This window comes from Rudaea sp., from assembly GCF_036560865.1.
GTDB lineage: Bacteria > Pseudomonadota > Gammaproteobacteria > Xanthomonadales > Rhodanobacteraceae > Rudaea.
Map to the genome: position 1 here is coordinate 1 of NZ_DATBQK010000125.1, position 22,055 is coordinate 22,055.

At 62.6% G+C, this 22,055-nt stretch carries 19 protein-coding genes; 7 read left to right on the plus strand and 12 right to left on the minus strand.

Annotation, left to right across the window (positions count from 1 at the left end):
- From VIE67_RS12380 to VIE67_RS12395, 5 genes are all read left to right on the plus strand, one after another.
- Positions 1-2,081 (plus strand): cation-translocating P-type ATPase (locus VIE67_RS12380; protein WP_332026660.1); only part of this gene is annotated, 2,081 nt, incomplete at its 5' end.
- The gene (locus VIE67_RS14775) at positions 2,078-2,284 is read left to right on the plus strand and encodes a YHS domain-containing protein (protein ID WP_414707364.1); all 207 of its coding nucleotides are present in this window, start codon (positions 2,078-2,080) and stop codon (positions 2,282-2,284) included. The genes VIE67_RS12380 and VIE67_RS14775, both read left to right, overlap by 4 nt.
- 41 nt (positions 2,285-2,325) lie before the next feature.
- Positions 2,326-2,550, plus strand: a complete 225-nt coding sequence (locus tag VIE67_RS12385) for a GDCCVxC domain-containing (seleno)protein (RefSeq protein WP_332026662.1) — start codon at positions 2,326-2,328, stop codon at positions 2,548-2,550.
- Positions 2,551-2,692: 142 nt separating this feature from the next.
- Positions 2,693-6,373, plus strand: a complete 3,681-nt coding sequence (locus VIE67_RS12390; protein ID WP_332026664.1) for a DUF748 domain-containing protein — start codon at positions 2,693-2,695, stop codon at positions 6,371-6,373.
- A 212-nt stretch (positions 6,374-6,585) separates the two neighbouring features.
- Entirely contained in the window at positions 6,586-7,011 is a 426-nt protein-coding gene (locus tag VIE67_RS12395; protein ID WP_332026666.1) for a hypothetical protein, read from the plus strand.
- Between the two features lie 6 nt (positions 7,012-7,017).
- Here the strand turns inward: VIE67_RS12395 and VIE67_RS12400 are convergent, their stop codons facing one another.
- Positions 7,018-7,824: a phosphatase PAP2 family protein gene (locus tag VIE67_RS12400; protein ID WP_332026668.1), complete on the minus strand. Its 807-nt coding sequence runs from the start codon at positions 7,822-7,824 to the stop codon at positions 7,018-7,020.
- Between the two features lie 310 nt (positions 7,825-8,134).
- Between VIE67_RS12400 and VIE67_RS12405 the strand changes: the two genes are divergently transcribed.
- Entirely contained in the window at positions 8,135-9,304 is a 1,170-nt protein-coding gene (locus VIE67_RS12405) for an acetyl-CoA C-acetyltransferase (RefSeq protein WP_332026670.1), read from the plus strand.
- A 20-nt stretch (positions 9,305-9,324) separates the two neighbouring features.
- Here the strand turns inward: VIE67_RS12405 and VIE67_RS12410 are convergent, their stop codons facing one another.
- Positions 9,325-10,164: an SDR family oxidoreductase gene (locus VIE67_RS12410; RefSeq protein ID WP_332026672.1), complete on the minus strand. Its 840-nt coding sequence runs from the start codon at positions 10,162-10,164 to the stop codon at positions 9,325-9,327.
- 146 nt (positions 10,165-10,310) lie between these two features.
- On the opposite strand from VIE67_RS12410, the gene VIE67_RS12415 reads away from it, so the two are divergent.
- On the plus strand, positions 10,311-11,198 hold the full coding sequence (locus VIE67_RS12415) for a helix-turn-helix domain-containing protein (RefSeq protein ID WP_332026675.1): 888 nt from the start codon (positions 10,311-10,313) through the stop codon (positions 11,196-11,198).
- 2 nt (positions 11,199-11,200) lie between these two features.
- Here VIE67_RS12415 and curA read toward each other — a convergent pair whose 3' ends face one another.
- The 10 genes from curA to VIE67_RS12465 form a co-directional block, all read right to left on the minus strand.
- A complete protein-coding gene (gene curA, locus VIE67_RS12420; protein ID WP_332026678.1) occupies positions 11,201-12,226 on the minus strand; it encodes an NADPH-dependent curcumin/dihydrocurcumin reductase in 1,026 nt (341 codons plus the stop codon).
- 24 nt (positions 12,227-12,250) lie between these two features.
- Positions 12,251-13,387 carry a DUF5938 domain-containing protein gene (locus VIE67_RS12425; protein ID WP_332026680.1) on the minus strand — a complete coding sequence of 379 codons (1,137 nt, stop codon included), beginning with the start codon at positions 13,385-13,387 and terminating at the stop codon, positions 12,251-12,253.
- A gap of 54 nt (positions 13,388-13,441) precedes the next feature.
- The gene (locus VIE67_RS12430; protein WP_332026682.1) at positions 13,442-14,269 is read right to left on the minus strand and encodes an SDR family NAD(P)-dependent oxidoreductase; all 828 of its coding nucleotides are present in this window, start codon (positions 14,267-14,269) and stop codon (positions 13,442-13,444) included.
- 10 nt (positions 14,270-14,279) lie between these two features.
- A complete protein-coding gene (gene phaZ, locus VIE67_RS12435) occupies positions 14,280-15,119 on the minus strand; it encodes a poly(3-hydroxyalkanoate) depolymerase (protein ID WP_332026684.1) in 840 nt (279 codons plus the stop codon).
- A 153-nt stretch (positions 15,120-15,272) separates the two neighbouring features.
- Positions 15,273-17,051, minus strand: coding sequence for an alpha/beta fold hydrolase (locus VIE67_RS12440; protein WP_332026686.1), 1,779 nt, complete (start codon positions 17,049-17,051; stop codon positions 15,273-15,275).
- Entirely contained in the window at positions 17,051-19,081 is a 2,031-nt protein-coding gene (locus VIE67_RS12445) for an acetoacetate--CoA ligase (RefSeq protein ID WP_332026688.1), read from the minus strand. The genes VIE67_RS12440 and VIE67_RS12445 overlap by 1 nt, the downstream gene beginning before the upstream one ends.
- A gap of 29 nt (positions 19,082-19,110) precedes the next feature.
- Positions 19,111-19,887 (minus strand): glucose 1-dehydrogenase, encoded by a 777-nt coding sequence (locus VIE67_RS12450; protein ID WP_332026690.1) that lies wholly within the window; start codon positions 19,885-19,887, stop codon positions 19,111-19,113.
- 17 nt (positions 19,888-19,904) lie between these two features.
- Complete coding sequence (locus VIE67_RS12455; RefSeq protein WP_332026692.1) at positions 19,905-20,351, minus strand: DUF3237 domain-containing protein; 447 nt, start codon at positions 20,349-20,351, stop codon at positions 19,905-19,907.
- Positions 20,352-20,381: 30 nt separating this feature from the next.
- Entirely contained in the window at positions 20,382-21,221 is an 840-nt protein-coding gene (locus VIE67_RS12460) for a hypothetical protein (protein WP_332026694.1), read from the minus strand.
- 9 nt (positions 21,222-21,230) lie between these two features.
- Positions 21,231-22,043 (minus strand): glucose 1-dehydrogenase, encoded by an 813-nt coding sequence (locus tag VIE67_RS12465; protein WP_332026696.1) that lies wholly within the window; start codon positions 22,041-22,043, stop codon positions 21,231-21,233.
- Between the last annotated feature and the right edge of the window lie 12 nt (positions 22,044-22,055).

Sequence of the window (22,055 nt, forward strand, 5' to 3'; positions counted from 1 at the left end):
CGCTTCTGTCCGGCGAGCCGATGCCGGTAACCAAATTGCCGGGCAAAGACAGCGGCCTGCTTTTCGCCAGCACCGTAGTAACCAAGGGTGTCGGCACCGCCGAGGTGTCTGAAATCGCTGCTGCTACAGCGGTTGGCCGCATCGGCCAGGCCCTCGCTTCGACCACGGAAGCGGTTTCGGGGCTGCAACTTTCCTCGCGCAAGCTGATCCGCAATCTGACGATCGGCGGGTTGACGCTTGCCACGGCGTATTGTCTGCTCAGCTGGCTCTGGGATGGACACGCGTTCCTGGAAAGCGTGCTTTCCGGTATTGCTCTCACCATGGCCATTTTGCCCGAGGAGATCCCTGTCATCCTGACAGTCTTTCTCGCGCTCGGCGCCTGGCGCATCTCCAAACACAAAGTGCTGACCCGGCGCGTGCCTGCGGTGGAGGCGCTCGGTGCCATCTCCGTCCTGGCCGTGGATAAGACCGGCACACTGACGCAAAACCGCATGCTGGTAGCAGAGCTGGCTGCAGTGGGTGAAGTATTCCGCGACGAAGGCGCCGATGATCTGCCCGAGTTGTTTCACGAACTCACCGAGTTTGCCATGCTGGCGGCGCCGATCGATCCGTTCGATCCCATGGAAAAAGCCATCCAGAGTTTTGGTTTGCGCTGGCTCACGGGCACCGAGCACATGCATGCTGAATGGACTCCCGATCTCGAGTACGGACTCTCCAGCGACATTCTTGCCATGACCCGGGTGTTCCATGGCAGCTCGATGGCACAACATTTACTGGCCACTAAGGGCGCACCGGAAGCGGTCATCGATCTGTGCCATCTGACGCCGACCGAGAGCGATGCGATCCTGCATCAGGTCGTGGCGATGGCAGAACGCGGTCTGCGTGTTCTCGGAGTGGCGCGTGGAAACTGGCAGGGGACCCAGCCGCCGAAGAGCCAGCATGATTTCGACTTCCATTTTCTCGGGCTGGTCGGTTTCGTTGACCCGCCGCGTCCGGAAGTTCCAGCCGCCATCGCCGAGTGTCGTGCTGCGGGAGTGCGCATCCTAATGCTCACTGGCGATCATCCCGCGACCGCGCTCGCTATCGCCAGGCAGGTCGGCTTGAGCGAGCGGCCCGAGGTCATCACCGGGGCTGAAATCGAGAAGCTCAGTGACGGGGCGTTGCGTGAGTGCCTGCAACGAGTTGATCTGTGCGCGCGATTGCAAGCCGTGCAGAAATTGCGCCTGGTACAGGTATTGAGGCAGGGCGGGGAAGTCGTCGCGATGACTGGTGATGGCGTCAACGATGCTCCGGCACTCAAGGCCGCCGACGTCGGTATCGCCATGGGCGAACGCGGCACCGATGTAGCGCGCGAAGCCGCTGCGCTGGTCCTACTGGACGACAGCTTCGCCAGCATCGTCGCCGCCATCCGCCAGGGTCGACGGATTTACGACAACATCACCAAAGCCACGCGCTTCGTGTTTGCCGTGCACATGCCGATCATCGCACTGGCGCTGGTTCCGGCCATGCTGCACTGGCCGATGTTGCTCATGCCGGTGCACATCGTCCTGCTCGAACTATTGATCGATCCGGCATGCTCCATAGTGTTCGAGGCCGAACCCGAAGCCGCCGACATCATGACCCGTCCACCGCGCGCGCCGTCGGAATCGCCATTCGCCAGCGTCAATCTCAGGTATGCCGTGATTCAGGGACTGGGATTCGCCTGCGTGCTGTTGCTGGGATACTTCCTGTTGGTCATTCAGGGCACGAGTGCCGAGCAAAGCCGCACGGCCGTGTTCACGGCACTGGTGCTCGGACTTTTCCTGCTGACGTTAGCGAATCGCGACCCGTCGCATTCGGTGCTCGCCAGCATGACGGCAAGAAATCCCTGGTTGCCGCGCATGTTCGGCGGCGTGATCGTAATGCTTGCCGCGGCAATCGGCGTTCCGTTTTTCAGAAAGGTTATGGGACTTGCTATCCCGGACACCGCGACTCTGGCTTCTTCGATTGCGATGATGGGCATCGCGATGGTGTGGCTGGAGGCGTTGCGTCGATTTGATTGCTATTTTACGGCCGTATCTGAGAACGAAGCTGTCGCATGAATGGTCACCATTCTCAATCGGATTCTGCGCCGAGCACCGGCAAGACGTGTACCGATTCGAGCGATGCCCGGAGCAATGTCGAACGCGATCCGGTCTGCGAGATGCGGGTCGATCCGGGGACCGCGAAGCACCACATCGAGTACCACGGTACGACGCCTTACTTTTGCTCGATCGGATGCCGCGACATCCCTGCCGCCTTGTGAGGCGCCTTGACTCAAGCGTCTATTAGACGTCCGTATTTGAGATGTCCGCGCAAGTGCCTACGCAACTGTCGTCCGCGCTCACCTGCCCCAATTGCGGCCACTGCAAGACCGACGTGATGCCGACCGGTTCATGCACCTATCTCTACGAGTGCGGGGGCTGTGGCGAATTGCTCAAACCGTTGCCCGGCGATTGCCGCGTCTTTTGCTCATACGGAACGGTTCCATGCCCGCCTGTGCAAAACGCGAAAGGTTCGTGCTGCGGCTAGATATCGCAACCTGCTCGCGTATGTGCGCAAATGACTCTTGCAAACCGTGCCTTGATACGCCCGCCAACCTGGCAAAGTGCGCGCCCTTCACCTTCGGCACTGGAACTTGTGGGAAAATGTCTTGGGGAAAGGACGCAATCTCATGACCGGCTCGATCACCGCACTCAAGTCCCTCGCCCTTCGCGGACGCGAACGCCTTGTTGGCCTGCGCCACTCGCATCGTGTGCGCCGTGTCGCGCTGATCTTCGGCATTGTGCTTGTGGTCTATGCCCTGCTCGGTTTCTTCGCCGTGCCGGCCTTGCTGCAGCATTGGGTGGACACGCGCGCCGCCGCGCTGATCGGCCGGCCGGTTTCGGTGGGCGCGCTGCGCTTCAATCCGTTCAGTCTGAAGCTGGGCGCGGATCAGTTGCATGTCGGCGAGGCGGACGGACATACGCCTTTTGTCGATATCGATCAACTCACCGTGAACGGCTCGTGGACTTCGCTGTTTCGGCTCGCGCCGGTGCTCGACGAAATCACCGTGCAGCATCCGCGCATCGCGATCAGTCGCAGCGCCGCGCAGCGTTTCAATTTCTCCGATCTGCTCGATCGCTTTGCGGGCGCGCCGGCAAAAGCGGACGCCGAGCCTGCGCGCTTTTCATTGTCGAATATCGTTGTCCATGCAGGCGACATCCGATTTGACGACAAGGTGCTGAACGCCAGCCATCACGTCGAGAATATCGAGATTGGCATCCCCTTTATCGCCAACCTGCCGCGCGACACCAACGTGTTCGTGCAGCCGCTGCTGGCAATGAGCGTGGACGGCAGCCCGCTGCGCATTCAGGGCCAGACCAAGCCGTTCGCGAGCAGTCTGGAATCGACGATCGATTTCCATCTCGACCGGCTCGACCTGCCGCGCTATCTGAGCTACGTGCCGGCGCAATTGCCGGTGACGATTGCGCGCGGCCTGCTCTCGGGCGATCTGCAATTGCGCTTCATCGAGAGCAAGGCTGCGCCGCAGCTGACATTGAGCGGCACGCTGGCCGTCGACGACTTTGCGCTGACCGACAACGACCACGCGCCGATTGCCGAAATCGGCCATGCCAGCGCCGGACTCGCCGACGTGCAGCCGCTGATTTCGCGCTATCGTCTGGGCGCAGTCAAGCTCGATCAAGCCGCGCTGCACTATGCAATGCGCACGGGTGGCCACAGCAATTTCGATGCGCTGATCGGCAACAACGTCAAACCGGCAAGTCCCAAGGCCTTGAAGTCGGCACCGACCGAAGTCGCGATCGCCAATCTGGCACTGAGTGCGAGCCGCTTCGATTATACGGACAGCACCGGCGCTGCGCCTGCGACTGCAACGCTTGCGGCACTCGCAGGTTCAATCGCCGGTCTCAACACGCTCAACGGCGCGGCGGCGGTCGATGTCAGCGGCCAGCTTAATGGCGGCACGCTCGCGACGCGCGGGAAATTGGATATTGCGGCAAGCCGCTACACCGGTACCTTGAGCCTGAAAGGCGTCGGCCTTGCACCGCTGCAAGTACTCGCGGCGCCGAATCTCGCGGCCAATATCCAGCAAGGCCGGATCGATACCGACGGCAGTTTTTTTGCCGACTGGCATGGCGTTTTCAATCTGCATATCGAACCGGCCACGCTGAGCCTGCGCGATGTGGCCATCGGCGAGCACGGTAGCAAACAGGCGCAGGTTTCGTGGAGCGCGCTCGACGTGGCGCTCACGCGTTTCGATCTCGCCGCCGCCGAGGCAAGCCAGGGCGACATCGTGCTGCATGGACTGGTGGTAAATGCGCAGCGCGGTCGCGATGGCAAGTTCGATCTGGCCAGCCTGGCCGCGCCGGCGAGCACGAAGCGCGCGCCGGCACCGAAGAATACAACGCGCGCGCCGACCTGGCATTGGAGCATCGAGCGTTTCGCCCTCGATAACGGCGCGATCAACTTGAAAGACCTGTCCGCAGGCAAGCCGGTCGAACTGGTTATCAAGGCGATCAAGGCTGAGGTCGGCGGACTTTCCGACAAGCTGCAACGGCCGCTCAAGCTGGCGTTATCCGGCGCCATCGGCAAGGGCGATTTCGCCTTCAGCGGCAGTGTTCAGCCAGAACCGCTCAAGGCCGACTTCAAGATCAAGACGCGCGACCTCGAGCTGGCCGGCTTGCAAACTTACGTTGCGGCGCCGCTCAACGTCAGCGTCGCTCAGGCGCAGCTCACCAGCGACGGCCAGTTGCACTACGCCGGCGGCGCGCCACTCAAACTCGCCTATCGCGGTCGCGCGGGGCTGAGTCGGGTGCGCGTGCAGGACAAACTCAGCGGCGACGATTTCCTGACCTTCCGCACGCTGAGTGTCGGCGGCATCGATTTGCAGCTTGACCAAGGCCCGCTGCGCTTGAGTCTGGGCGACATCGGGCTGAGCGACTTCTATGCGCGCGTGATCATGAATGCCAATGGCCGGCTCAACCTCGCCGATGTTTCCGGCAGTGGCGCTGTGCAGCCGGTGTCGGTGACGCGCGCGGAGGATGCCTCGACGGCGGCTGCGCATGCAGCGCCCGCGCCTGTCGCACCGAAGGCGGTGCCCATGGCCGCAACGACGAACGCGGCCACCACACCGGCCGCCGCGATTCAAGTCGGCACGATCACCTTGACGCGCGGCCGGCTCAACTACACGGACAACTTCATCAAGCCAAATTACACCGCGAACATCACCCAACTCGCGGGCAAGATCGGCGCGTTCGGCACCAGCGGCGGGCCGCCCGCACCGGTCACCCTGCAAGGCCAGCTCGACGACAGCGCGCCGGTCAACATCGACGGCAGCATCAATCCGCTCGCGCCAGTCGCGTTTCTGGATATCAAAGGCAAGGCAGTCGGCGTCGAGCTGACCCACCTGAGCGCCTACTCAAGCACCTACACCGGCTACCCGATCGAGAAAGGCCGGCTCAACGCCGACGTGAGCTACTTGCTGGATCAGGGCAAGCTCACGGCCGACAATCATTTGTTCATCGATCAGCTTACCTTCGGCGATCGCGTCGAAAGTCCCGGCGTCAGCCATCTGCCGGTGAAGCTGGCGGTCGCGCTGCTAAAGAACTCGCGCGGCGAGATCGATGTAAACGTACCGGTATCCGGCTCCCTGGACGATCCGCAATTCAGCCTCGGCGGCATGATCTGGCGTGCCTTCGGCAATCTGATCGCCAAGGCGGCGACAGCGCCGTTTCGTCTGCTCGCCTCCGCGCTCGGCGGCGGTGGTGGCGGGGGCGCGCAGGATTTGGGCTACGTCGAGTTCGCGCCAGGCTCCGCTCTGCTCGACAACGCGGCCAAGGCGAAACTCGCGCAGATTGTCACCGCGCTGACCGACCGCCCTTCGTTGAATCTGGACATCATCGGCCGCGTGGACCCCGCCCACGACGAAGCCGGCTTGCGTCAGGTGATGGTCGACGATCTGATTCACCAGGAGTGGGCAGACGACAATGGCGACAAGGGAAAAGGCGACGCGTCCGCCGACAGCAGCAATGCGGCTTCAGCGCCGCTGACGCCGGAAGAAACGCAGCGTTATCTGGAGCGTGCCTACAAACATGCGTCTTTCCCCAAGGAGCGCAACCTGATCGGTCTGACCAAGTCGCAGCCGGCCGACGATATGCGCAAGATGTTGGAAACCAATATGCCGGTCGATGAAAACGCCCTGCGTCAGCTTGCGCAACGTCGCGCCGACGCCGTGCGTCTGTTCCTTCACGGCAAGATCGACGACAAGCGTCTTTTCCTGCGCGCGCCCAAGTTCGATGCAAAGGGGATTGACGATCAGGGCAAGACCACGCGCGTGGATTTCTCGCTGCATTGATGCCACCCGGATGCGTTATCCAAATACGCATCCGAGGTATACGTGAGCTGAAGTGACGCCACCGGTCATCTGTGACGCCCGCGGACGCGTGAACTTGCAGCTGGTGCCCCCAAGGTTGTGATCCATTGCACAGAATGCCCGGGTTTCCTGATTGGCATTGAGCTTGCTGGGAATACCAGTGCATCCAAATATCGCAAACCACTGACGAGCCTATGAACACTCTCGCCGTTGCCCGCGTGACGCCAATAGAAATTGAGCATGAGGTTCAACCGGACAAGCTGGTGACATTCACCTGCTCGCATGTGTTTGAGGGCACGCGCCCGGTTCTGCTGGTGGTGCGCGAACACGGCGACTGGACGTTTACCTGCGGTTGCACGGATCACGGTACCAACGATAGTCATCTGGTCGGTGTCGATTATCTGGTAGAGCAGGATTCGAGCCTCAACGGATGCCTCGACATCCCCGAGGGTTTCGAGGCCGTGCGGTCATGGAATGGCGTACCGTGGCTGCGGGGCAAGATCGGCGAGGTGGCGTTGGGTCCGCTGAAGACTGGGACCGCGCCGGATTTGGAGCCGGAGTCTGACTACTTCTCCGAGGCCGACGCGACTCTCGAGCCCCTCCTGACTCTCGATCTCTGAGCGCTTTTAGAACTCCCAGGTCAGCGTCAGTTCGCGTCCGTCGGTACCGACCGTCGGCATCATTGCGATGCCGCGCGCGCGCATTTCTCGATTGAACTCGACCAGATGATGGCCGACGAGTCCGCCGATCAAGGCGCCGGCGACTACATCGGAGGTCCAATGCGCATCCTGCTCGATGCGCGCAACGCCAACCAGCCCGGCAATTCCATACGCGGTGACGTCGACCCAAGTGGAGTCGTAGTGCGACGCAATCACCGAGGCGAAGGCGAACGCACCCGTCGCGTGACCGGACGGAAATGAGTAGTCGCCCTGGAACGGACTGAAGTGGTGCGGTCCAAGCCCGGTGTTCGGCCGCGCTCGACCGACCACGCCCTTGATCGACGACGTTATCAGTGCCGTGATGACGCTGGCCGAGAGGCCGTCCAGCGCAACCGTCTTGGATTCATAGTCGTCGGCAAATTCGCCGTAGGCATAGAAACCGGCAAGCACCGGCAACCCGTATTGCTTGGTGCCGAATTTCTGGATGTCGACAAAAAACCGGTCAGCGGAACGCGAACGGTTGCGTTGGGCGTCGTTGCGAATCGGTTTGTCGAGAAACACCATGCTCAGTACCAGACCGCCACCGATCAGGCCGGCGTTGCGCAAGTCGTCGCCATCCCAGCGCAAGGGTTCGGTGGCCGTTTCCCTGGCGTCCGCCCAGATCAATTTGAGATAGTCGATCGAAACGAGACTTTCCGGTCCCGCTGGATGGCCTGCGGAGTTTGTCGGTGTCGAGGTGTCGGTCAGACTGGCAGCGGTTGTCGAGGTGGACAACGATAGTGAGTCAGGCGTCTGCTGCGCACACGCGGGGCTGGTGCAAGCCAGCGTGCACCAAACTGCGAAGCATAGCGACGTGCAGCAACGCATGCTCCTTCCCCACGGAAGGTGAGGCCAGAGTAGAGCACAGCGGCTGTTATCGTTCGCTGAAAGGTGCCATGTTGATCTTGGCGCACATCACAACTCGCCACGATCCATCGCCGGATCGCGATATTGTTCAAAGGCAGCGCTTGGATCATTCAATACACCTGCCCTACCCGCGTCTAGGCTAAGCGTCGGAACATGCCCGGCTGAGGAATTCGGATCGATGGAAGCGTATATCGTTGCTGCAGTTCGCACCGCCGGCGGCAAGCGTGGCGGCCGGCTCGCCGGCTGGCATCCGGCGGACCTGGGCGCCAAGGTGCTCGACGAAGTCGTCAGACGCGTGGATGCCGACCCGCTGATCGTCGAGGACGTGATTTTCGGTTGCGTCATGCAGATCGGCGAACAGGCCATGAACATCGCCCGCAGCGCCCTGCTGGCCTCGGGTTTTCCGCAGAGCGTGCCGGGAACGACGATCGACCGCCAATGCGGCTCTTCCCAGCAGGCCCTGCACTTCGCCGCACAGGCGGTCATGTCGGGCACGATGGACATCGTGATCGCGGCTGGCGTGGAAAGCATGACGCGCGTGCCGATGTTTTCATCCACCAGCCTCGCGGAAAAAGCCGGACTCGGCACCTATGTCAGCCCCGGACTGGCACGGCGCTATCCGGGCGTCCAATTCAGCCAGTTCGCCGGCGCGGAAATGATGGCGCGCAAATACGATCTGTCGAAAAACGATCTCGATGCGTATGCGTTGCAAAGTCACCGCAAGGCAGCTGCGGCGACACAGAACGGCAGCTTCGCCGATGAAATACTTCCACTGGATATCGCGCAGGCCGACGGAACCGTTGTCAGCCATCGCGTGGACGAGGGAATTCGCTTCGATGCGACCATCGAACAGATTCAATCGGTAAAACTGCTTGCGGAAGGCGGCCGTATCAGTGCCGCGTCGGCCAGCCAGATCTGCGACGGCGCATCGGCGCTGCTGGTCGTCAATGAGCGTGGTCTGAAAACACTGGGCGTCACGCCGCTGGCGCGTATCCATCACATGAGCGTGATCGGCCACGATCCCGTGATCATGTTGGAGGCGCCGATTCCCGCCACCGCGCACGCGTTGCAGAAAGCCGGCCTGAGCATGGGCAGCATCGACCTGTTCGAGGTGAACGAAGCGTTTGCCTCGGTGCCGCTGGCGTGGTTGCAGGCGACCGGCGCGGATGTAGCGAAATTGAATGTGCACGGCGGAGCCATTGCGCTCGGCCATCCGCTTGGCAGCTCGGGTACAAAGTTGATGACGACTTTGGTACACGCATTGCATCGGCAGAAAAAACGCTACGGCCTGCAGACGATGTGCGAAGGCGGCGGCATGGCGAACGTCACCATCGTCGAGCGGCTATGACCGACGCGATGACCTGACGCCTAGCCATAGCGCGCAGCAATCTCGTCCGGTATGAAGAAATCGAGTTCCGCTTTGGCACCGGACCGGGGCGCGTACATCGAAAAATCGGTCCGGCCCTGCGCGCGCAACACGTCCTCATCGATGAAGAAATTGCCGCTGACTTCGCGCGCCGGTTTGGTCAGGATCACATAGGCCGCGTCGGCCATGATCGCCGGGCTGCGGCTCGCTGCGGCGAAGTCCGGCAATTTATTGCGCACCGCCGCGGTGTCGATCGCGGTCAGCGGCCACAGCGAATTGACCGCGATGCCGTACTGCCGGAATTCCTCGGCGTGGCCCAGCGTGCACAGGCTCATGCCGAACTTCGCGATCGTGTAGGCGACATGCGGCGCAAACCATTTCGCCTGCATGTCGAGCGGCGGCGACAGCGTGAGGATGTGCGGATTGGCCGCCGCGCGCAGATGCGGCAAGGCCGCCTTGCTGCACAGGAAGGTGCCGCGTGTGTTGATCGACTGCATCAGGTCGTAGCGCTTGAGGTCGGTCGCCTGCGTATCGGTCATCGATATCGCGCTGGCGTTGTTGACCAGGATGTCGATGCCGCCGAAATGCGCAGCGGTCTGCGCGATCGCCTGCTCGACCGCGACCTCGTCGCGCACGTCGACGACCAGCGCCAGCGCACGCCCGCCAATGGCTTCGATCTCGGCCGCGGCGCTGTGGATCGTGCCTTCGAGCTTCGGATGCGGCGTCGCGGTCTTCGCTGCGATCGCGATGTTGGCGCCATCGCGCGCGGCGCGCAGCGCAATCGCAAGGCCGATGCCTCGGCTGGCGCCGGTGATAAAGAGGGTCTTGTGTCGAAGGTTCATCTCGATGTCCCGGTGGTTCCTGGTCTAGTCGCTGTTGCGTACGCCCCGCCACGCGTGCAGACTCTACTTTGTTGCACTGCACATTGCCCGCTCCGACCGCGGACAGCACACTCGCGCATCACGCCCAATGGATCGCCTTTCTTCGGATGACTGAGCTCGTTACGCCAGATCTGTTGCGCCAGTGGGTCCCCGGCGAAGTGCTGCTCGGCAGCGATCAGCTGGGCTGGGACGATATGAGCCTGCGCTCGTACCGGTACGACAAATCGGATGTGTCGGTGCCGCCGCTGCGCGATTTCGTGATCGTCGCGTTCCGCCAGGGTGTAACCCGGATGCGTCGCCGTGTCGACGGTCCCTGGCAGAGCGAACGCGCCGGGCCGGGCGATGTCTCGATCCTCACCCGCGCCGAAGAATGTCACTGGTGCTGGGACGCACCGATCGAAGTCATCCACCTGTACCTGACCAAGGAACTGCTGAACAAGGTCTCCGCCGATGCGCTCGATCGCGACATCCACGATGTGCAACTGCAGGACGTGCTGCGTACCGACGACGGCTTGATGAACCGCGCGCTCGTCGCGATCGCCGAAGAAGTGCAGACCAACAACCTCGGCGGCCGCCTTTACGTCGATGCGGTGGCGACGCAGGTCTGCGTGCATCTGCTGCGCAAATACGCGAACGTGTCGCTGCGCGAGCCGCGAACGATGCAGGGGCTTTCGCATATGCAGGCGCGCATGCTTAACGATTATATCGAGACAAATCTCGACCGCCAGCTGTCGCTGGAAGAACTCGCCGCGGTCACCCACACCAGTTCCTCGCATTTCCTGCGCCAGTTCAAGACGCGCTTCGGCGTACCGCCGCATGCCTACGTGCTGAAGATGCGGATCGAGCGCGCGCAGCGCCTGCTGACGCGCACGTCGTTGCCGATCAAGGATATTTCCAGCCAAAGCGGTTTCTCCGACCAAAGCCATATGACGCGCGTGTTCCAGCGCTTTCTGAAGACGACGCCGCACAGCTACCGCTGCGTGACCAGCGGGTGAGTTCACTCCGCGACACGCACGATCAGCTTGCCGAAATTGTCGCCGCGCAATAGACCCATCAGGGCCTGCGGCGCGTGCTGCAAGCCGTCGATGATGTCTTCGCGATACCTGATTTTCCCAGCGGCCAGCCAAGCCTGCATCGCGGCCTGAAACTCGGCGTTGCGCGCGCCATAATCGCTGCTGATGAAGCCCTGCACCTTCACTCGTCGTTCGAGAATCCTGCTGAGCAGGCGCGGCGCGCGGTCGATGCCGACCGGCGTGCGGTCGAGGTTGTAGTAGGCGATCAATCCGCACAGCGGAATGCGCGCGCCCACATTGAGCAGCGACAGCACGGCATCGAGCACGGCGCCGCCGACGTTTTCGAAATACACGTCGATGCCTTGCGGACAGGCGGCCGCCAGTTGCTGCGCGAGATCCTCGCGCTGATGATCCAAGCAGGCATCGAAACCCAGTTCGGCGACGGCGTAATCGCATTTCTCCTTGCCGCCGGCGATACCAACCGCGCGACAACCATGCAGTTTGGCGATCTGGCCAACCGTGGAGCCCACCGGGCCGGTGGCGGCAGCGACGGCGACGGTCTCGCCGGACTTGGGTTGGCCGATATCGAGCAGCCCCATATAGGCAGTCAGGCCCGGCATGCCGAGAATGCCCAGCGCATGTGACGGATGCTCCATCGCCGCGGACAATTTATGTACGCTCTTTGCCTTCGCGACCGCGTACTCCTGCCAGCCGCTGTAGGCGAGTACGAGATCGCCGGGCGCGAAGCTCTCATGTCGCGAGGTCTCCACACGGCAGACCGTGCCGCCGACCATGACCGCGTCGATAGCAACGGGCTCCGCGTACGAGCGCCGTTCGTTCATGCGCCCGCGCATATACGGATCGAGCGAGAGATACAGCGTGCGCAGTAACACCTCGCCGTCGCCCGGAGTCGGAATTTCAACCGACTCCAGACGAAAATCCTCGGCCGCCGGCGCACCATGCGGGCGCCGGGCGAGAACGATGCGGCGATTGACCGCAGCCGTGGTCACTGCTTCTCCACACCTGCGTTGCGCTTAGGCATGTGCCGCAACCGAGTGAACTGCAAGCTCGGGTTTGCCGACCAGACCAAAGCTCTGCATCACGCCGAGCAGTTCGCGATGGCCAAACGCCTGGCAGCCTGAAGCGAATCCATAGCGCTTGGGCGGCGCCTGAATCAGGTGATACGCAGCGTAGGCTTGCAGCAGACCGGTCTGCTTGTAGTTGCAGTTGCCGTGGATCACGCAATGCGCGCGCCCGAGCGGGCCGCTCGCGTGCACGGAATCGACCGAGATGTTGATGCGCGGATTCTCGCGCGGCGGCATGCCGGCCTGCATGCTCGCGGCCATCTTCGACAGTTCCACCTGCTGTTGGGCCGGCGGCAGCGGCTTGATCTTTTCGTCGATCACCTGATTCAACGCGACGACGCCGTCCATCACCGTGCGCTCGAACACACCGCCCATCACTTTGCAGTTGGCGACGCGTGGGTCGTTCTTGAACCATACCGGATGCGCGGTGCCGCCCCACGGCAAGGCCAGCGCTGTCTGGTGCTGCCCCGGCACGACCACTTCGGCCTTGGCGCCGGGCTGCCATTTCACGTACTGATTCTGTTCCAGGTAATAGAAATCGGCGGTGAGAATACTGAAGATGGTTTGCGTCGAGGCATAGGTCGGAAAGCCCTTCCACAGCACCAGAATGTCGAGGGTGTCGAGTCCCGACGTTTCCAGGCAGATATTCGCGGCGATTTCGCCGGTCGTATACATTTGCGCAATGCCCGGAGCGAGCAACAGGTTCTTGGCCGCAAACTTCGCACCCCAGCGCTGTTCGCAATCGAGCATCCAGTTCTGCTCGCCATTGGTGTCGGTGTAATGCACGCCGGCGGCCAGGCAGGCGTCGACCGCCTCCGGCCCGTACGTCATGAACGGTCCGACCATATTGCACAGCACCTTGCTGCCCTTGAGCAGGTTGGTCAGCGCAGCAGTGGTGTGTTCGACTTCGACGATATCGTATTCGGCGTTCTCGATGCCCGGTATCTTATCGAGCACTTCCTTGATGCGTTTGCCATCGCGCCCGGCGGCGATGAACGGCACGCGGTGCTCGCGCAGGTACTCGGCAACCAGGCGCCCGGTGTAGCCGGTCACTCCGTAAATGACCACTGGTTTCTTGTCGCTCATTTCCTTCTCCTGATTGTCGCTATGATTGGTTTGACCGTATAAACGTCTTTATTGCTAAAACATGAAACCGCCGCTGCACACGACCACTTGGCCGCTGATGTAGTTGGATTCGGGAATGCAGAACAGATACACGGCGCCCGCCGCTTCCTCGGGCGTGCCGCCGCGGCCGAGCGGGATGCCGGCCTCCATGGTCTTGAGCACGTCGGGATTGACGCCGACCTTGATCTCGCGGCCCTCGACCTTGATCGCGCCGCCGCCGCTCGCCGGCGCCTCAGTCAGCCGCGTGCGGATCAGGCCGAAGGCGACCGAATTAACGTTGACCTTGAAGCGTCCCCATTCCTTCGCAAGCACGCGGGTCATGCCGTTGACGCCGGCTTTGGCCGCACCGTAGCCCATCTGTCCGGCATTGCCGCCGACGCCGGCGAGTGAGGAGATATTCACCACCTTGCGAAACGTTTCCTGTCCGGCCGCGGCTTCTTCCTTGGCTTTTTGCCGGATGAAGTCGGCGGCGGCGCGCAAAATGCGAAACGGCGCGGTCATGTGCACGTCGATCATCGCGTACCACTGCTCGTCGGTCATTTTCTGGATCACGTTGTCCCAGGTATAGCCGGCGTTGTTGACGATGATGTCGACGCCGCCGAAGGTGTCGATCGCGCTGCCGATGAAGCGCGTGCCGAAATCGGCCTCGGTCACGCTGCCGACGCAGGCGACCGCAGTCGAGCCGGCAGCTTTGACCGCATCGACCGTTTCATTGGCCAGCGCAGGATCCAGATCGTTGACCACGATGCGTGCGCCCTCGCGCGCCAGCTTGAGCGCAATTTCGCGGCCGATGCCGCGGCCCGAACCGGAGATCAAGGCAACTTTGCCATCCAGTTTCTTCACGCGTATTCCCCTAGGCGGCTTGCTTGAGGTTGAGAAAATCCCGCACTACGCGACCGGCTTCGGCCGCGTCCGAAAGCAGGAACAGATGGCCGTCGTTGAACACATGCAGGCGGCTGTTGCGGATGAGCTTGGTCATCAGCCGCGCGTTGGCCAGCGGAATCACCGGGTCGTCGTCGCCGGCCATGATCAGGGTCGGTTGGCGCAGCAGCGGCAGCCATGGCACCGACGTCCAACCGATGATCGCGAATTGCTGCATCAGATAACCGAGCCTGCTGGTCTTGCGGAATTCGCGGATCAGGGCTGGATGCCGGCGCGCCTTGCCGCCATAGATTTCGCCGGCGACCGCACGCCGGAATACCGGATCGTTGAAGCGCCGCGGAGTGAAAAATTTCGCCAACACCGATAGCTTGCCGGGCAGCATCAGAAAACCCTGCGAGGTCGCGGCGAGAACCAGACGACGGCAGCGGCGCGGATTCTGCAGCGCGAATTGCTGCGCGATCGCTCCGCCCCAGGAAACGCCGAGCGCATCGATGCGGTCGTAGCCAAGAATGGTCAGCACGCGCGATGCGAGCATGGACAGCATCCACATCCGATACGGAATCGGCGGCAACGACGATTCGCCGGTGCCGGGCACATCGAACGCGATCGTCTCGATATCGCCCAGCGCGTCGGCGAACGGCGCCAGCAGTTCCAGACTTGCGCCGATGCCGTTGAACAACAGCAGCGGCGTGCGTTTGCTCTTGCCCGGCCAGATCGCCACGCGCAGAGTCGTACCGCAGGTATCCACCTGGCGAATCTGCATCGGCCGCGTGGACAGAGGTTTGGCGGGAGTGCTGATGGTTTCGCTCACGACTCGTCCCGCAAGCGCCGAACGGCTTGCTCGTCCCGAAGAACATGCTCGTCATTCCCGCGAAAGTGAGAATCCAGTACCTTGCGCCGCAGAAGGCAAAGACTCTGGGTTCCCGCCAAGAGCACGCGGGAATGACGAGCATGGGCGGGCGTCCTATACGCGCTCATGCACGTAGACCCCGGGCGCTGCGCAAAGCGGCGGAAATTTCTTGTTGCCGGCGAATTTTGGAGCGCGCACGAGTGCACCCGCGCGCGCCGTTGTCCAGGCGACACAGTGATCCCACCAGCTGCCGGGATGGCGCTCGGCGCTTTGCAGCCATGCCTCGGCGGTGGCGGGCAGATTCTTGTTGGTGCAGAAGCTCGCCTTCGGATTGCCGGGCGGACACACGATGGTCTGGATATGCCCGCTGTTGCCGAGGACGAACTGGCTGCGCTTGCCGAGCAGCTGCGCGCTGCGATACACACCCTGCCAGATACACAGATGATCGTTGGCCGCGCCGAGTACATAGCTGTCGATGCCGAGTTTGGCCAGATCGGCGATCGCCTTGCCGTGCACCTTCATCGCACCCGGCGTGACGAAGGGATTGGCCTCAACGAACTCGGCAAAATCGTGATTGAACTGCGCGGTCATGCCGGTGCCGTCGCTGTTCCAGTACAGCACGTCGAATGCCGACGGCGAATTGCCCAGCAGATAGTTGCTGACCCAGTAGTGCCAGATCAGCTCGTTGGCGCGCAGCATGGCGAACAGCACGGTAAATTCCTTGGCGCTCATGCGTTGCTTGCGCAGCGCCTTCTTCAGCGGCTGCGGCGTCGGCATTGGCTGCTTGTCGACGAAGGCGCCGATGCCGGGTGCCTGCGACATCGCGCTCATGTCGAGCGGTGACACGACAAGCATCAGCGAATGAATCTTGCGCCTGCCGGCCGCGGCGTAATAGCCGGCGAGCGCCACCGCGACTGGACCCGCTCCGCATACCGCCCACAGGTTCACGTCCTTCACCTTGGCGATCGCGCAGGTTGCGTCGACCGCTGCATCGACGGCGTCCTGATATTCGGGCATGCCCCAGCGGTCGTGGCGGCGCTGCGGGTTGCGCCAGACGATGACGAATACGCTCAAACCCTGTTTGATGAAATGCTCGAAAATGCTGCGCCCCGGCGCCAGGTCGAACACATAGAATTTGTTCACGATCGATGGCACGACCAGGATCGGACGCTCACGCACCTGCGCGGTTTGCGGCGCGTACTGGATCAGCTCGAACATCTCGGTGCGCAGCACGACCGATCCGGGCGTCACCGCGAGATTGCCGCCGACGGTGAACGCCTTTTCGTCGACCTGCGAGGGAATCGGCCGTTTCTTCAATACATCGCCGATCAGATTTTTCGCGCCGCGCACCAGGCTCAGTCCACGGGTTTCCTTCACCTTGCGCAACGCGACCGGATTGCCGAACAGGAAATTGCTCGGCGCCAGTGCATCGCCGACCTGCGAGAGCAGGAACTGCGCGCGCTCGGCCTGGCGCTCGTCGAGACTGGAGTTTTTTGCGTAACGCGTCATCGACTGACGTAGCGCCAGATAACTTTGCAGCAGCCCCGAATGGAACTTGCTTTCCTGCCAGGCCGGATCGGTAAAACGCCGATCGCCCGGCTCCGGCGCGAGGCTGGACTCGCCTGACGCGAGCTTGCCCAGTTCGCCGAAGAATCCGAGGCTCGCCTTGGCCAGTGCCAGCGGCTGCTGCGACGCCTGGCGCGCGAGCAGACCCGCGGTGTCGAACAAATCGCCCGGGCGAAAATCGCCGAGCACGTTTTGCCCGAGCACATTGTCCACCGTACGCTCAATGAAGTCCGCGGCGGATTTTGCCGAGGTGCGCACGCTCGATTCACGCTTCGCCTTCGCGGCGCTGCGCGGCGACGTTGCGCGCCTAGGCTTGGCGGCTGCCATCAACCGCCCTCCGCCTGTTTTGTCGGCACGCGCCACTCGTAATCTTTGGACTCCTCGGCGAACTTGACGAAATAGTCGATCGCCTCGGGATTCTGCATCGCGTCGCGGCTAGCCGCTTTTTCCAGCGGCCAGCCCATGAGGATCTTGCGAATCGGCACTTCCATTTTCTTGCCGGTCAGGGTGTAGGGAATCGCCTCGATCGCGTACATGCGATCGGGTACGTGGCGCGGACTGCAATCCTCGCGCAGGCGCTTGTTGATGCGCGCGCGCGCTTCGTCGGTCAGCACGAAACCGGGCTTGATGCGCAGGAACAGCGGCATGAAAAAATTACCGCCGGGCAGTTCGACGCAGACGATCAGGCTGTCGGCGACTTCGGGCTCCTGCTCCACCGCGCGATAAATCTCCGCGGTGCCGATGCGCACACCGTAGCGATTGAGCGTCGAGTCCGAACGTCCGTAGATATAACAGCCGCCACGCGTGTTGATCTTGATGAAATCCCCATGCCGCCACACGCCCGGAAAGGTATCGAAATACGATTCGTGATAGCGCTTGCCGCCGGCATCGTTCCAGAACTTGATCGGCATCGACGGGAACGGACTGGTCACCACGAGCTCGCCGACCTCATCGACGAGTTCCTTGCCGTCGTCGCTCCAGGCATGCACGTCCATGCCGAGCATGCGCGTCTGGATCTCGCCCGCGTGGACCGGCAAGGTCGGCGAGGCGCCGACGAAGCCGCTGCAGATTTCCGTGCCGCCGGATTGCGACGTGACCCACAGATCCCTCTTCACGCAGCGATAGAACCACTCGAAGGTTTCCGGCGTCGACGGCGCACCAGCCACGACAATTGACTCAAGTCGCGACAGATCGAATAGCTCACCCGGCTTGAGCCCGGCTTTCTCCATCATCTGTACAAAAGTGGGACTCGCGCCGAACGACGTCGCGCCGGTATCGGCCGCGAGCTTCCACAGGAAATCCAGCGATGGATGCGCCGGATTGCCGTCATAGAGCACCACCGCGGAACCGGCCAGCAATGCGGCGATCAGCAGGTTCCACATCATCCAGCCGGTCGTGCTGTAGAAAAACATGTTCGAGCCGGGGTGCAGGCCCAGATGGAAATGCATGAGCTTCAAATGTTCGATCAACACGCCGACATGGCTATGCACGATCGCCTTGGGCAAACCGGTGGTACCGGACGAGAACACGACCCAGATCGGATGATCGTGCTCGACCTGCTCGAACTCGAACTGCGCGCGCCCCGGGTCGGCGTGATCCATGATTTGCGCCCACCCAATCGCGTGCGTGATATCCGGCGTCGCCGCCGTTTCGTCGAGATACGGCAGCCAGACGATATGTTCGAGCGAAGGCAGTTCGCCGGCGATGCGCCGCACCTCGGCCTCGCGGGTGAAATTCTTGCCGCCGAAGCGATAGCCATCGGCAGCGAAAATCAGCTTCGGTTCGATCTGCGCGAAACGTTCGATCACGGTTTTCACGCCGAACTCCGGCGCCGCCGATGACCACACCGCACCGACCGCGACGGTCGCCATCATCGCGACCGCGGTCTCGGGCACGTTGGGCATGTAGGAAACGATGCGATCGCCCGGCTTGATGCCGAGCGCGCGCAATTGCGTGGCGAGAATGCGCACCTGGCGTGCGAGTTCGTGCCAGGTCATCGTCTTCAGCGGCCGCGTTTCGGACAGATGATGAAATACAATTTCCGTATCCGTCGCACGTTGCTCGTAGCGCAACAGATGCTGCGCGTAGTTGACGCGCGAGCCGGCGAACCACTTCGCGCCCGGCATCGCGCGACGGTCGAGCACCTGCTGGTAAGGAGCGGCGGAGTCGACCTTGAAGTAGTCCCAGATCGACCCCCAGAATCCCTCCAGATCGCTGACCGACCAGCGCCATAGCGCAGCGTAATCACCGACGTGGGCGCGGCCGCTGTCGCCCAACCACTTCATGTAGCGTGCGACGTTCGAGCTGTCCGCGAAGGTGGGGCTCGGCGTCCACAACAGCTGACCTTCAGTGACCATGATTCGGCTTCCTCTCTGGGGTGACGTGCCTACTGCGCGATATAGCCGCCATCGACGACGATCTCGATGCCCGTCTGGTTGCGGGTTTCATCGCAGGCGAGATACAGGCACGCGTAGGCCACGTCTTCCGGTTCGCACAACCTGCCGATCGGATGGCGCGCGATGATGTCCTTGAGAAAACCCTCCGGATCGGGCAGGCAGGCCGCGGCGCCGGTGACCATGTCGGTCATGATGAAACTCGGGTGCACCGAGTTGACGCGAATGCCGTAGCCACTCTTCGCGCAGTGCAGCGCGGCCGACTTGGTGAAGTTGCGCACGCCACCCTTGGAGGCGTTGTAGGCCGCGGTGACCGAATCGCCGACGATGCCATAGATCGAGGACATATTGATGATCGAGCCGCCGCCGCGCGTCTTCATCGCGCGAATGCCCGCGCGCGTGCCGAGAAACACGCCGTCGAGGTTGATGCTCATCACCGCGCGCCAATCGGCGAGCGTGCAGTCTTCGGCCGACGCAATGCGTGCGATGCCGGCGTTGTTGATCAGGATATCCAGTCCGCCGAAGTCGGCGAGCACCGCCGCCACGGTCTTGTCCCAGGCCGCCTCATCGGTCACGTCGAGCGCGTAGGCCCTGGCCGCACCGCCGGCCTGCGCGATTTCCGTCGCCAGCGCCTGCCCGGCCTGCGTATCGATGTCGGCGATCGCCACCTTGGCGCCTTCGCGCGCGAGCAGCCTGCATTGCGCCGCCCCGAGACCGCGCGCACCGCCGGTGACCAAGGCGGTTTTCCCCGCACAACGTTGTGTTGCCATCGCTGATTTCTCCATCGTTATTGAACGGCATAAACGTCGTAAGCGACGACGAAACGCTGCAGATCCACTTCACCGACGCCGACCATCTGTGTGCGATGCAGCCAGGCATAGTCGGGATGCGCACAGCGCAACACCGGCGCAGTACGCAGCGGCAATGTCGGCGGCAGTTCGCCGCGCAGGAATTTCGCGTAGCCGTCGGTACCCAGATCACTCAAGCCTTGATACGCCAGATAGATCAGCGCGCCGTCGTTGGTTTCGATCGTTCCGCGCACATCGAGCACGCCGACGCCGTCGTGGCGCACGGTGAACCAGTCGCCGCCCTGGGCAAGCAGTCGGCCGCGCAGACGCGGCCCGGAGAACTCGCCGCCAGTGATATAGAAGGTGGCGCGGATGCCCTCGGGCACGGGCCCGATCACTTCCGGCGGCGCACGCAGCGTCGCCGAGTACGAGAACAGATGTTGCATTTGACAAGCGAACATATCCCTGCCTGACCGTTATTGACGCAACGCAGTGAGTCGATCCAGCACGCGCTCGGGCTGCGTCTGCGCGGGAATTTCGGCGTAGCGGAACGCAGCGGTGGAATCCGCCGGTAGCGCCTGCGCCGACCAGAATTCGGCGGGCACGATCAGGCCCGTGGGCACGCTCGACGCCTGCGGCGCAATCGCGAACGCAAACCCGGACTGGGCCAGATCGCCGTCACCACCGGCGGGCAAGTGCAGGCCGATATCCCAGCGATAGTTCTGCGCGACATTGAGCACGGCTTGGTAGCAGTCCAGATCCTGCGCCGAACCCGGACGAAAATCCCGCGCTTCTTCGATCAGGATGCCGTCGATGCCGAGCGCACTGAAGGCGCGCAGAAAATCCGCGATATACATCGCCGCGGAATCCGCGTCGTCCGTATCCACCTCGACCGTTGCGCCAGCGTGCGCCTGTGCATAGGCCAGGGCCGGCCAGTGTCGCGGCGAAGGCAGGCTGAGGACGAGAGGCGTGGAAGCCTGGCTCGCGCGCAGGGCCGCCGCGAGTTCGACCAGATGCCCGCGCAACTCGTCGTCGGCAAGCAGGGTTTTCAGCGCATAGACGGTGCGCGACTTTGCCGCCATCGCCGCGCGCAACGAAGCGTGCGCGTCAAGCCAGGCCGCACACGCCGGCGCAAGCGCAAGTGTGACCACATCGGACTTGAGCAATCCCTGCGCCTGCCGTTGCCAGGACAGGTAGGCACCGACGTCGAGCCACGGCACAACGCCTTTGGCCAGCAAGGCCGCGGCGTAGTCGTCGTAGGCGAGCCAGACCATGCCGCGCGCGCTTGACGAGATGCGATCCAGCACTGCGCCCATGGTGTTCGCTCAGGCTGCCGTAAAGCCGCCGTCGAGTACCAATTCGGTGCCGGTCACCCATTTGGCCGCATCCGAGGCGAGATAGAGCACGCCGTTGGCGACGTCTGCCGGCTCGCCGAAGCGCCCGATCGGATGCATCGCCTTGATCGCGCCTTCAGCGGTCGCGTAATCCGGCGCGAGACCCAGATCGACGAAGTGCTGGATGAAATTCGTGCCCATCTCGGTCGCTACGATCGCCGGGTGCACCGAATTGACGCGGATGCCGGTACCGAGCTGCGCGCACTCGATTGCTGCAGCCTTGGTCAACAGGCGCACGGCGCCTTTGGACGTGTGATACGCAGCGTGCCCGGTCGTGCCGATCAAGCCGGCGACCGAGGACATGTTGATGATCACGCCGCCCTTGCCCGCCGGCGGCGCCATTGTGCGCATCGCATGCTTGACGCCGAGAAACACGCCGGTGACATTGACGTCGAGCACGCGACGAAAATCCTCAACCGTGCAATTGACGAGCAAGGCCGCAGTCTCAATGCCGGCATTGTTGATCAGGATATCGAGCTTGCCGAAGGCCTTGACCGCCGCAGCCGTGGCCGCTTCCCATTGCGCTTCGTCGGTGACGTCATGACGGAAGAACTGCGCCTTGCCACCGGCCTTTTGAATCGCGGCAACCGTATCGACACCGACTTGCTCGAGCACATCGGTCAGAAAAATCGCGGCGCCTGCCTGCGCCAGCGCCTTGGCAATCTCGGCACCGATCCCGCGCGCGCCACCGGTCACCAGGGCGACCTTGCCATCCAGACGAAATGCCTGATTGATATCGTTCATATGTTCCTCTTT